We start from the raw sequence: 12810 nt of genomic DNA on the forward strand, positions 1-12810 counted from the left end.
AGCGTCAGTTATTTAGCACCTTTGTCTTTATAACTAGGAATCACTATGAATCAAATTACTAAACTGACTCAGTTTGCGTCCATGTTTTTTATGACGCTTGCTTTGAGTTTGCTCTCTCTGAGTATTTCAGCTCAAACTACTGATACAGGTTGGCTAACCAACCCACAACATCCTCCAGTGCAAACGCGCTTTGTGCTCACTGGTCAACAAGATCCGCAAGCCAAAACAATCACTGGTTATCTGGACGTCAAGTTGGCTGGGGACTGGAAAACTTACTGGCGTTCACCTGGTGAGGGCGGCGTAGCACCATCTATTGATTGGCAAAATTCACAAAATTTATCCAAAGTGGATTGGCAATGGCCGCATCCACAAAAATTCGAATTATTAGGTATCGAGACTCTTGGGTATAAAGGCGACACTTTGTTCCCCATGACGCTGCACGTCGAAGACATGTCCAAACCTGTCACGATTGATGCGGTACTGACACTTTCTTCTTGTACGACGATTTGTGTGCTGACCGACTATCAAATTCAATTGACGTTCTTGCCTTCTGATCTAAAAGTCGATGAAGACGTGATGTTCAGTTACGCTCAAGCAGTGAGTAACGTGCCGCAGCCATCGCCGTTTATTGATGTTACTCAGGCGAGTTGGGATGCGAACCAATCGAAACTACAAATCAAGCTAAAGAACAGTCAGGGTTGGCAACAACCACAAGTGCTGGTGGATGGTGTCGATGAAGCAACGCGAGACTATAGCTTCAAGTTTGAAGGAATGCTTCAAGAAGGAAACATCGTCACCGCGAGCTATATCGTTGATACTTGGCTAGGCGATGTGGAGTTAGATGGTCAGTCGCTGTTTGTGACCATCAAAGACACCAATTTACTAGCAGAAGAAACCACTCAAGCAACTGCTGAGGCAATAGTTGAACCGTTGCCGAGCACGTCTCTAACGAGTGTTTTTCTATTCGCGTTGCTCGGCGGTTTAATTCTTAACATCATGCCTTGCGTTCTTCCGGTTTTGGGGATGAAGCTAAGTAGTATTGTTGCCGCTCAAGGTATCGAGCGTCGTCAAATTCGCGCTCAGTTTGTTGCGTCTTCACTTGGCATCTTAACGTCGTTTTGGATTCTCGCTGGTTTTATTTTGGTGCTCAAGCTAACAGGTAATGCCATTGGTTGGGGCGTGCAATTTCAAAGCCCTTGGTTCTTAGGTTTGATGGTGTTGGTCACCACTTTGTTTGGGGCCAATATGCTGGGGCTGTTTGAAGTCCGTCTATCATCGGGTACCAATACATGGCTAGCCTCGAAAGGTGATAACTCCCTAGTTGGTCACTATGTTCAAGGTATGTTTGCCACATTGCTTGCGACGCCTTGCTCCGCGCCTTTTCTAGGAACGGCCGTGGCGTTTGCTTTGGGTGCCGATGTGGTTACGCTGTTTGCTATTTTCACCGCCTTAGCGTTGGGGATGGCGTTGCCTTGGATTATGGTGGCAATTTTCCCAAGTATTGCGCTTAAATTGCCGAAGCCGGGTCAGTGGATGAACGTGGTCAAAAACGTATTTGGTGTGATGATGTTGGCCACCAGCGTTTGGCTACTGTCTTTGATGGCCAATCACCTCCCAGTGTTTTGGGTCATTTTCGCCGGTTTAGTCGCGTTTATTGTTCTGATGATTCGCGTTAAACGCGTTCATGGCGATAAAGCACTCGTGCTATCCGGCTCTGCATCGCTTATCTTAATTGCTGGCGGGCTGCTACTTGGTAGTATCACTGCCGACCAATGGGCGACACCGCTTCCTGAGGACTTAGCGTGGCAGAAGCTTTCTAACTCGGCGATTGAAGATCACGTCAATAATGGGCGAGTGGTGTTTGTGGATGTCACTGCGAATTGGTGTGTCACGTGTAAAGCGAACAAGATCGGTGTGATCTGGCAAGATCCTGTCTACTCATTGCTGCAAAGCCCTAATGTAGCGACGTTAAAAGGGGATTGGACACATCCGGACGGCTCGGTAACTGACTTTTTACGAGCTCATGGGCGTTACGGTGTGCCGTTTAACATCGTCTATGGCCCGGCAGCGCCACAAGGTATCCCGTTACCTGTGATTCTGACTGATGATGTTGTTTTAAGTGCGGTGAAGCAAGCGAGTGGGGGAGCTATTCAATGAGTTCGACAAAGCAGCGTAGAACATTCCGATATTGGCTCATTCAAATCGTACAGATGGTGCTCATTGTCACCGCGATTTCTATCGCGATGGATTGGTATCGCACTAAAGATATTCCTAAACAGGAGTCACCACCATTGAGCTCCGTATTGAGCGATGGTGAATACTTCGATGCAATCGCGCAAAGTTATGAACAACCTGTCGTTGTTTATTTTTGGGCGACTTGGTGTCCCGCTTGTAAATTTGTAAGCCCAAGCGTGAGTTGGCTGAGTGATGACTACACCGTAGTTGGCGTTTCTGGATCGTCGGGACCGAATGAGCGTGTGGCGCAGTTTATGAGGGCAAAAGAATATCGTTTCGAAAACATAAACGATCCTTCAAGCGATATTATGCGCGAATGGAAAATTAGCGTGACCCCAACCATTTATGTTTTAAGAAATGGTGAAATTTCCTCCGTCACAACTGGCGTTACTACTCCGATAGGAATATTAGCGAGAATTTGGTTAGCTCGATAACGCAATAACAATCCGATATTCAAAATATTGAGTATCGGATTTTTTCTTTTTATTTTCTCGCTCTAACGGGAATAATAATGTGTGCGTATGGCATACCATTCCACATCTCGTATGGGCCATCATAACTTGAACCGGTTGGTCGAGAATCGAGCAACACTTGGTCTAGGGTAATAATCATCATGTGTGGTTCTTCCACAATCCATTGGTTATCGTCCGTTATTCCTTCTGAAAATGGGTCGGTGTTATTGGCGCCGCCATCACCCGCTAACATGCCAAAAAGTACAATTAACTGAAATGAAATTAGTTAAATAGTCAGATTAATAAATCAAAGCTCAATTTAATAAAAAATTAAAGTTTAATAAATTTAATTATAGATTGACCTTAAAAAGGAATTTTATTTAAATTTAAAATAGTAATTGATAGTTTCACTATGTTAATTTAAGTGTTCTCTTATAAACATTTTTCGTCTATTAATACGCATGGTTTAAAACATCTGGCTGTCCTGTTTTGAAGCGTGACCAAAAGATGCTAAATAGATGTTTTTAGTGATATGAGCTGAGTTTATTTGTAATCTATATTTTCAACACCTAATTTCCCTCGTATGGCTAATCGTATAAAACAACATTTTATCTTTATTGTTGTCACGCTAAAGCGTACTTTCTTAATTATATGATTAGTTATAAAGGTAACGAGAATGGGATTAAAAATCCGGGGCTCTGTTGGTATAAATGGCACTAATTCGAAAAATGATGTTAAAGCAGTTCAACAATTTTTAAATGATAACCAAAAGAGAATAGGTTTTACCCGACTGTTGGTTGTTGATGGCTCGTTAGGGCGGAGTCCTCATTTGTCGAAAACAGTAGAGGCAATAAAAGTGTGTCAGCGTAAGCTACTTTATATGGTAAAGCCAGATGGTCGGATCGATGTAAATGGTAGAACTCATCGTAAGCTCAATGGATTACCATCCTATAGCTCAGTGAAAAATGATCCTCATGATGCTCAAAAACTAGTAACCAAAGTACCTTGGATGAAAACAGCGTTGGGAGAAATTGGACAAAAAGAAGTTTCAGGCACTAAGGCCAATCCAAGGATTTTAGAGTATTTTACAGCATCTAAGTTCTGGGGCACTGATGACTCTGGAGGTCAAAATGCTTGGTGTGGTTCGTTTGCCGCTTGGGTTTTTAAACAACACGGAATCACTCCAGTAAAAGAAGCTTATCGAGCAAAGGAGTGGAAGGGTTTTGGTAAAAACATCTCAGAACCTATACATGGAGCTCTAGGGATTAAATCGAGAAAAGGTGGTGGGCATGTTGCTTTTGTCGTGGGAATGAGCCCTGATGGTAGGCATTTGTACATGTTAGGAGGAAACCAAAGCAACCAAGTCAATATAGCAAAGTACTCTATTGATGTCTGGGACAAGTTCGTAGTACCGAGTAACTACGATGAAACAAAAGGTACTTTACCTGTATATACAAAAGGCTCTGTCTTAGCAGGAACGGAAAGTTAAATATGAAGAAATTTATAAGTTTGCTAGGCTGTGTGAGCTTATCAGCTTGTGCTTCACAGGGAGTGTACTCTCAGAATGAGGTACTCAAAGATGCGATATTTCAAACGCCCTATTCTGCAGTGGTGAAAATTACAGGTTTTGAAAAGTTTGCTGAACACGAGGAAGATGTTCTCTTTAAAGTTCAAGCAGAAGTGATTCAGAAACTTCGTGGAGACGTTGGGTCTGAGATTACTTTCAGTATGTATGGCGAGCTAGGAGATGAGCCCAATATACACAATGATCCTGTCATTCTCACACTATGTCGTGATAAAGATACATATTATTGGCCTGGAACGGGGGCTGAGTTTGGGGCTAATCAAGAGAACATATTAAACGCTCAAGAAACAGCTGCTCACTTGGATACAGATCAGCGCCATTTTGCACATTGTTCAGAATGAAAAGGGTGGCGGTTGAAACGAGCGGTTACAGAGCTTGTTAGTCGCCATCGTAGACAACGTCTTTGCTGAATGATTCTTTAGTTTTTGATTGTCAGAGCCGACTGACAAAACCATACCAACTGTGACAACCAAACCGCTATTAAAGCAGGATATTATTCCTTCAACTTTGTGTTTTAGGAGTAGTCATTAGACTACCCAATAATTGTTGGAATAAATAATGACGAAACGTTGGTTTGTCTCCGCTGTGAGCTTCGCGCTGCTCGGCGGTGGTACGTATTTCTATCTCCAATCTGCTGCTCAACCAGAATTGCTGCCTACATTGATTGTGGAAAAAGGCACGATTGAAAAACAAGCGGTGGCTGTTGGTAAAATTGTCCCTGCACACTCCGTGTCTATCAAGTCACAAATCGACGGTATCGTCGGTGAAATTTACGCGAAAGTTGGTGAAAAGGTGAAGCAAGGCCAACCGCTGATCAAAGTGCGTCCAAACCCAACCCCCCAAGCATTAACGGATGCATCGGCAGAACTCATGCGTAGCGAAGCCGATCTGGAATCCGCCAAACAAAAAATGTCCAACTTAGAAAGCTTGGTCAAGCAGGATATTATTCCAAGTAACTACGACGAATACGTAAGTGCGCGCTCGGCAGTCAAATCTGCGCAAGCGGACGTATTGCAAAAGCGCCAGAATCTCGAACTCATCCGCAGTGGTGAGGCGTCGATCGGCGATGCGCGTTTAACGTCGACGATCTACGCGCCAATTGATGGCACGGTACTCAACCAGAAAGTTGAGGTCGGAGAGCCGATCATTTCGACTCAATCAAGCCAAGCCGCGACTGAAATGATGTCATTGGCCGACATGAACAGTCTGATTTTTAAAGGTAGCGTCAGTGAGCATGATGCTGCGCAGTTGTCTCCGGGAATGCCCGTTATGTTGACGGTTGCGCCTTATCCTGATGTGGCGATTTCTGGTGTGCTAACCAAAGTGGCGATTCAATCTGAGAACCTCAACTCACCAGAGGGCAATACCTCGGCAAAAAGTTTTGATAACGGTTTTGAGGTTGAGGTGGGAGAACTCAAGATCCCACAAGATGTGTTGCTTCGTTCTGGTTTTTCATCGACGGCTCAAATCATTCTGAAGACTTCTGAAAACGTGCTCACGCTACCGGAGCGCGCTCTGCAATTTGATGGTGACGCACCGAATGTTCTGATCCCCGATAGCTCAGAACAAGGGTTTCATAAACAACCTGTGAAACTCGGTCTGTCAGATGGCATCAATGTCGAAGTGCTTGACGGCGTGGAGCTTGATGAAGAGGTTATCGACAACAGTATGATGGGAGCGGTGCATGGTTAAGCTGCAACGATCAACAATCGCCTTTGCATTGTTGGCTGCCACGCTCAGTTTGCCGACCTACGCAATTTCTATTGAACAAGCTTGGCAACAAGCAAAGCAGAACGATCCAAATTACGAAAAAGCGAAAATCGGCGTCCAGCTTGGCGAGGTTGGCGTACAGAGTAGCCGCAGTGCGTTATTACCGGGTTTAAGTGCTAGTGCGTCAGCGGATTGGAATGAGTCCTCAAGCCATTCCAACAGTTACGGTGCTACCTTATCTCAAACTATTTGGGATAGCAGTTTGTGGTCGGAACTGGATCAAGCGAATGCCAATTATCTCAAAGCACAGTTAGAGCTATCTCAATCGCATAACGAGCTTGCGCAGAAGTTGCTCACCGCTTACCTAGATGTGGCAAGCGCACAGGGCGACCTCAAATTGGCGCAGTCCAAGCTGGAGGAGGGGAAGGAACTTCTCAACATCATTGAGAAACGCTATCGAGCAGGCAAAGTGAAGTCGGTTGATGTTGAAGAGATGCGAGCGAATCAAGTCTCTGAGCAAGCAAGTATCCTCAATGCAAAAGCCGATCTCGAAGTGAAAAAAGCAGAGCTTGCGGCGTTAATCAATCAAATGCCGGAGAGTGTCGACCAAATTCGAACGGATTCTTTGATTCAGCCGCCGATGCTGGTGGACTCTCAGGAGCAATGGCTAAAACTGGCGAAAGACAGCAGTCCAGAGCTGTTGGTGGCGGCGCAGATGGTGAAAGCGAGCGAGTTCGCGAAAGATTCAGCTAAAGGTGGATACTACCCGACCGTCAAAGGCAGTGTGGGCTACAGCGATGGTGACAATCGTTCAAACGGCGAGTTTAACGCTGGGATTAGTTTGAGTTTGCCGATTGACCTCAATGGTGCAGTGCGAGCGAAAGTGGACGAAGCATCGTTGAACATTTTAAGCGCCAAGCAAGATATGCGTAGAGTGGAAATTGATATTCAGAAACGAGTTATTCAGCAGTTTACTCAGGTCGATATCAACTGGAATCAAGTTTTGATAGCGAACGAGCTGGTTGAGTCGCGCGCCAGAGTGTTGCAAAGCAAAGAGAAACTTTACGACGCTGGTCTGCTTGAAGTGTCGGAAGTTATCAGTGCACACAACAGCTTGTTTGAGGCGAAAAACAGTCTGCAAACCAACTTGTACAGCTACTGGCGTAAGAGAATCGGCTTACTGGAAACCGCAGGGAAACTCGATGACGATACCATGGCGTTGATCTCTCGAGCTTTTCATTCATGAGCAGTCTATTGCAACAAACTTGGCAAACGTTGATGGCGCACCGCATGAAGAGCGTGCTGGCCATTATCGCGATTGCTTGGGGCGTGATCTCTGTGGTGGTGTTAATCGCACTTGGCGAAGGCTTTTATCGCCATCAGACCCAGTCGTTTTCCTTTATGATCAACAATGTGCAAGTGGTGTTTCCGTCGAGTACCAGTAAACCGTGGCAAGGGTTACCTTCAAGACGACAAATTGATATTCCACAAGAAAAAGTCGACATGATCAAACAGTCGGGCTTCGTGCAACAGGCGTCGAGCGTTTACGCCAAATGGGATGCGAATATCACCAATCTCAAAGGACAGAACTTATCGAGTACGGTCAGCGGTATTGATACGTCTTACTTTCCTTTAATGCAACGCAAGCTGCAATCCGGTTCGAGAAACCTGTCACCAAGTGATATGGAAAACCACACTCGCGTGGCAGTGTTAGGCGATCAAATTGCGCAAATGGGCGGAATCCAAATCGGGGATAGGCTCAAAGTCAACGGCATTCCGTTTTTGGTGATTGGGATAACCGTTGGTGAGGACACTGGCATTTCATTCGGCGATAGCCGCACGGTTTTCATTCCTCAAACAACGTACCGCGATTTGTGGGATGCGAAACCTTGGATGGTATTGATGAAGCCGAGAGAAGGGATGGATGCATCGTCATTTCGACAAAATATCGTGAACTTTTTCGCCAAGCAGCTTCATTTTGACCCAAGTGATAAAGATGCGGTCGAATTACCCGATTTTAGTGAAGGTGCGGCGGTCATCAGTGGAATTTTGCGTGGCATTCAGATTTTTCTCGGAGCGAGTGGCGCGATGACCATGGCGGTCGGTGCGCTTGGCGTTGCCAACATCATGTTTTTATCTGTCACGGAGCGCACGCGTGAAATCGGTGTGCGTTTGGCGATCGGGGCGACTCAAAAATCCATACTCAGTCAGTTTATTCTTGAGGGGCTTATTTTGGTAGCCGTGGGCACGGCATTAGGTCTGATGTTTTCGTATGCCGTGGTATCTGTCTTAAGCAGCATGGCATTACCGGAATGGATTGGTTTGCCTGTGATCACGCCAGATTCCATTGCTTGGTCTTTACTTGTGACGCTTATCTTGGCATTGATGGCATCGTATTTCCCAGCAAGGCGAGCATCGCGTCTCACGCCAGTCATTGCTTTGAGTGCGAGGGCCTAGTCATGTTGTTACCGATGAGACAAATTTTCCAAGAAATGGCTGCAGAAAAGCTGAGATTGGGTTTGACCATTCTGGCTGTAGCGTGGGCGACCCTCTGTATCGCTGCTATGTTGGCGGTAGGTGAGGGTATTCGTCAGGGCGTATTGAAAACCGCACAAAATGGTAACGGCAACTTGATTTATTTGACCGGAGGGATGGCCACCGTCGACCACGGTGCTTTTCACCAAGGTAAATTTCTGACATTAAAAATGGACGATTCAGAGGTCGTTCGAGCGTTACCCGATGTAAAAAGTGTTGCGCCAACTGCGAAGTGGAAAGAGCGCATCACCGTTGGTGATAGAAACTCATGGCAAGAGCCGTTAGCGGTCACGAGCGAGTTTCAATCCATGACCAATTTGGTGCCGATGGCGGGGGGGCGATGGTTAAATCCACTCGATCAAAAAGAGACGCGCAAAGTCGTTGTACTGGGTTATGAACTGGCAGCCGACTTATTCAACCCGAATGAGGACTTTAGTTGGTTTGCGACAGTCACATTGCAAGTCAACCCTGTGGGGAAAAAGGTAAAAATCGGCAATGAGGAGTTCACCGTTGTGGGCGTATTGGAGAAAAACAGCGCTCAAATAGAGCTGGGGGATCTTATCAACTATTCCAGCTTTGTGCCGTTAGCGACGTGGAAGCGATTTCATGTCAACGGTGAAATTGGTGGCATCAATGTGCAGCCACAAGCGAATGTAGACCGAGAAGCCTTAGCAAAGACGATAAGGCAAGTGATTGCCCGTAAGCACGGGGCAAGTGTCAGCGATGAGCAGATCGTCCAAGTCGATGATATGTTCCTTAAGCAAAAGAGTATGCAGCAGTTCCTGATAGGTTTGCAGAGTTTTCTTGGCATTATCGGCTTCGTGACGTTAGCTGTTGCTGGCGTTGGCATCGCCAATGTGATGTATGCCACCGTAAAGCGATCTACGCGTGATATCGGCGTGCGCATGGCAGTCGGTGCAACCCCAACGGCCATTCGCATGCACTATTTAGTGCAGTCTTTATTGACAATGTTGATGGGGGGCGCGCTTGGGTTAGCCGTGACGTACGCGCTGGTGTCTGCCATCAGCTCCATTCCTTTAGAGGGCAATGCCTTTTATGAACAATTGGGTAAACCTGTCCCTGAGTTGTCGTGGGTCGTTGTCGCGATTGTCATCCTCACCTTAATGATCATTGGTGTGGCCTCGGCATGGTTACCTGCAAACCGAGCCGCAAAAGTCAGCCCGTTGGAGGCGCTACAAAGTGAATAACAACAATAACTCTGGAGAGAACATGTCGAAGCCGCTTGTTGAGCTGACCAACATCTGCAAATATTACTCAAGCGGGGAGGCGGAAGTTCGCGCGCTAGACGGCGTTGACTTAACCATTAATCAAGGCGAGTTTCTTTCGATTCTTGGCCCGTCCGGTTCAGGCAAATCAACGTTGATGAACATGCTCGGTTGTTTAGATAAGCCCACCGATGGCGAGTACCAACTTGGCGGCCAAAACGTCGCAAGTTTAAGTGCGAATGACCTAGCTGGCATTCGTAACCAAAAGATCGGGTTTGTCTTCCAAAGCTTTAACTTATTGGAATACGCGACGGCGCTCGATAACGTGGCGCTGCCGTTGGTTTACTCTGGCATCAAAGGCAAAGAACGTCGCCAGCGCGCCGCCAAATTGCTAGAGCAAGTCGGGCTAGGGGATCGTTTAGACCATAAACCAACCCAGCTTTCTGGTGGTCAAAAGCAGAGAGTTGCGATTGCAAGAGCCTTGGTCAACGACCCTCAAATCATCCTAGCTGACGAGCCAACCGGCGCGCTCGATTCAAAATCTGGTGCTGAGATCGAAGCTCTGTTCAACCAACTCCACGCCGAAGGCAGAACATTGATCATCGTGACGCACGATAACGCCCTCGCAGAACGCACCAAACGCATCATCACGATCAAAGATGGCAAGGTGATTTCGGATAGAGCGCCGGTAAGTAGGGAGAGATGAGCTTTTCTTAATTGAGAACTGAGTTTTAAGGGAAATAGCGATACAGAGGCTATCTCCCTTTACTTTTATTCGCGATGTTCGCTTTGTCTCTCTTTTATCAAGTCATGCTTTTGTTCTTTAAGTAGAGTGATTGCGAGCTTAGTGTCCTCAATCAATTTACTGTTATCGTTGAGATCTTTGCTCTTCAAAGGCAAAACTAGATAATGAATGCTGCCATCTGCATTCTGTACTCCGGTAGCGATGATGACATCACCTTCAGACGCCGTACCAAAATACTCTGATACGACTTTGGTTTCGCTGACACCGTAGCTATCCAAATAGGATGACTCCGTATTGTCAAACAAGATAGGACCCCCTTGCTTAGCTAATGTTCGCAATTGTTTTTGCTTTTTCTCGTCGAATGGATAGTCGGTCGTACTGATGTAACTTACCTGTTCAGCTTCAATAAAATCGTACAGTTCATTGCTCAGTTCATTTAATGGGGCAGATATCCAAGGTGTAGCTGGAATGACGTCGGAAGTATCATCATTGCGACTTAGTGGTGTTGGAGCGGTAACAACCTCTTGAGCAGCATCGCTCTCAGGAGGCGTTACACTTATTGTCGCAGCGTCTTCTGTCTTGATTTGCTCATCAAGGCTTGCAACAGGTTCGGTCTGGGCATTCTTGTTATTTGAATTAATTAGAAATATGGCGAGTACTGCACCAAGTGCTAGCGCCGATCCAGTCAAGAGTTTTTTGTTACTTGTCATGTGTCATGTCTTACCGTTTATTTCATTAGTAAATATAGCGGCCACTTATTTATTCCGTGGCCGCAGGCTAATAAGTTAGTGGTAGAGATCGTCATTCCAAGAGATAGTTACGGCTCGGCTAGTCTCTGTCCATTGACTGCTATCACGATTTTTCTTCCAGGTATTTTCTGGAGTGGTATACCAGCTACACCAGTCGCGACCAAAGTAGTAATTGGTTTTTCGCCAACCAGCAACCAGCTTGACCTCTGATGTATCTAGGCCATCTTGAATGTCATTTTTTCTATATACGACGCCGACTTGTGGTTTAAAGTCTGAACGCATAACGACAGGTAACTCATTGTAATCAATCAAATTACCCATGTCACAACTGGTCCAACGATACAATAACCAGTCTTTAGCTGGCGTATTATGGCGGATAGTCTTGTTTTCAATTAACCAATTAATGCTTTCGTTAGCTTGGTTAAAATCGGCAACCGTTTGAAACTCTGGCTGGTCGTACGTTACACGGTTGCTCCAGGAGATTCCCCCACTAATATTTGGAGAAGTAGAAGCACTGAATCCAAGGTTAAAATCTAGCGACTCACTGACAGATGCCGTTGCAATGGTGTTTTCTGGAGCATGGCTCATGTGGCGTAAAGGGGCGCCATTTAAATAGCTCAGTGCCAGCTTAAAAGCCGTTGGAACGGTGTAACGGTAATCTCCCCCAGTAGCAAAACCATAGATTTGTTCTTTGTTTGGAACATTAGTCATGTCGAAGCCAGAACCGCCATTTAGGATCAACTTGGCTTCTTTAGCGCCATTTGGTAGCAAAGATTGGTTCCAGACATTTTCTAAAGAATAAATTAAGCGGATTTTTTTCGAGCGAGCATCACCATCATCAAGCTGAAGCAACGTCGAAGTGTAAGATTTCAATGTATCTTCAGCATGTGCTGGTGCTAAAGAACCAAGTAAAGCGAGTGCGATAATACTCGCAGAAAGATGCTGTTTTTCCATTATTTTTTCCTATTAGTCAGCCCATAAAGACTTTTGTTTTAAACCATCTTGATGGGCACTTTATAATTATGGACAGGTTATAAATTCAAGCTCAATAAATGAGCGGTGAAATAGTGCATCTTGTTTTTTATTAAAAAAAGAAAAAGGATAGATTCGTGGGATTAATGTCTCATAGTTTTTAAATTCACCACTCAACTATAATAAATAAGAATTTGGTTATTAAGTCTTGTCTTTTTAAGTTATTGCTTAATTTTAATTTTCTAATGTTGTGTTGAGGTTTTCTATTGATAAAAGTGAATTTTATAAATGTTAGCCATGTTATTTTTAGGGTTTTTGTTATACCAAATTAAGTAAAGTATCGTTATGTGGTTATCTCGGGTTTATGGATTTAATTCAAATTAAAACAGTGGTTTATGTTTTTTGTTATTATTTTTTTAGAGCTTAATGTAATAGTTGAGTGATAAAGTCCGTCAATGAAGTTGCCATGTTCGTGTATGAAGTTATATGTGCTTTTACAGCAGGAAATTAAACTTTACGTTTAAGATGGTAAAGATAGAAAAAGAAATAAATAAGATTATTAAATAATCATGTTTCGAGAATATAAAATGTAACGTACTTC

General features: G+C 44.9%; 12 protein-coding genes. 9 read left to right on the plus strand and 3 right to left on the minus strand.

Annotation, left to right across the window (positions count from 1 at the left end):
• Positions 1-45 precede the first annotated feature (45 nt).
• Positions 46-2157: a protein-disulfide reductase DsbD family protein gene (locus R7Z77_RS03210; RefSeq protein ID WP_064354165.1), complete on the plus strand. Its 2112-nt coding sequence runs from the start codon at positions 46-48 to the stop codon at positions 2155-2157.
• A complete protein-coding gene (locus R7Z77_RS03215; protein WP_064354164.1) occupies positions 2154-2669 on the plus strand; it encodes a protein disulfide oxidoreductase in 516 nt (171 codons plus the stop codon). The genes R7Z77_RS03210 and R7Z77_RS03215 overlap by 4 nt, the downstream gene beginning before the upstream one ends.
• A gap of 49 nt (positions 2670-2718) precedes the next feature.
• Here the strand turns inward: R7Z77_RS03215 and R7Z77_RS03220 are convergent, their stop codons facing one another.
• Positions 2719-2940, minus strand: a complete 222-nt coding sequence (locus R7Z77_RS03220; RefSeq protein WP_064354163.1) for a hypothetical protein — start codon at positions 2938-2940, stop codon at positions 2719-2721.
• Positions 2941-3363: 423 nt separating this feature from the next.
• Between R7Z77_RS03220 and R7Z77_RS03225 the strand changes: the two genes are divergently transcribed.
• From R7Z77_RS03225 to R7Z77_RS03255, 7 genes are all read left to right on the plus strand, one after another.
• Entirely contained in the window at positions 3364-4176 is an 813-nt protein-coding gene (locus R7Z77_RS03225; RefSeq protein WP_064354162.1) for a TIGR02594 family protein, read from the plus strand.
• 2 nt (positions 4177-4178) lie between these two features.
• On the plus strand, positions 4179-4613 hold the full coding sequence (locus R7Z77_RS03230; protein ID WP_017821643.1) for a hypothetical protein: 435 nt from the start codon (positions 4179-4181) through the stop codon (positions 4611-4613).
• A gap of 217 nt (positions 4614-4830) precedes the next feature.
• The gene (locus tag R7Z77_RS03235; protein ID WP_064354161.1) at positions 4831-5964 is read left to right on the plus strand and encodes an efflux RND transporter periplasmic adaptor subunit; all 1134 of its coding nucleotides are present in this window, start codon (positions 4831-4833) and stop codon (positions 5962-5964) included.
• A complete protein-coding gene (locus R7Z77_RS03240) occupies positions 5957-7228 on the plus strand; it encodes a TolC family protein (protein ID WP_064354160.1) in 1272 nt (423 codons plus the stop codon). The genes R7Z77_RS03235 and R7Z77_RS03240 overlap by 8 nt, the downstream gene beginning before the upstream one ends.
• Entirely contained in the window at positions 7225-8439 is a 1215-nt protein-coding gene (locus tag R7Z77_RS03245) for an ABC transporter permease (protein ID WP_064354159.1), read from the plus strand. The genes R7Z77_RS03240 and R7Z77_RS03245 overlap by 4 nt, the downstream gene beginning before the upstream one ends.
• A 2-nt stretch (positions 8440-8441) precedes the next feature.
• Positions 8442-9725 (plus strand): ABC transporter permease, encoded by a 1284-nt coding sequence (locus R7Z77_RS03250; RefSeq protein WP_064354158.1) that lies wholly within the window; start codon positions 8442-8444, stop codon positions 9723-9725.
• Between the two features lie 22 nt (positions 9726-9747).
• Positions 9748-10449 carry an ABC transporter ATP-binding protein gene (locus R7Z77_RS03255; RefSeq protein WP_141135643.1) on the plus strand — a complete coding sequence of 234 codons (702 nt, stop codon included), beginning with the start codon at positions 9748-9750 and terminating at the stop codon, positions 10447-10449.
• A gap of 65 nt (positions 10450-10514) precedes the next feature.
• Here R7Z77_RS03255 and R7Z77_RS03260 read toward each other — a convergent pair whose 3' ends face one another.
• Both R7Z77_RS03260 and R7Z77_RS03265 read right to left on the minus strand, forming a co-directional pair.
• Positions 10515-11198 (minus strand): hypothetical protein, encoded by a 684-nt coding sequence (locus R7Z77_RS03260; RefSeq protein ID WP_064354156.1) that lies wholly within the window; start codon positions 11196-11198, stop codon positions 10515-10517.
• 75 nt (positions 11199-11273) lie between these two features.
• Entirely contained in the window at positions 11274-12191 is a 918-nt protein-coding gene (locus R7Z77_RS03265; protein WP_005376731.1) for a leukocidin family pore-forming toxin, read from the minus strand.
• Positions 12192-12810: the final 619 nt, after the last annotated feature.

This window comes from Vibrio sp. 1401 (assembly GCF_033340295.1).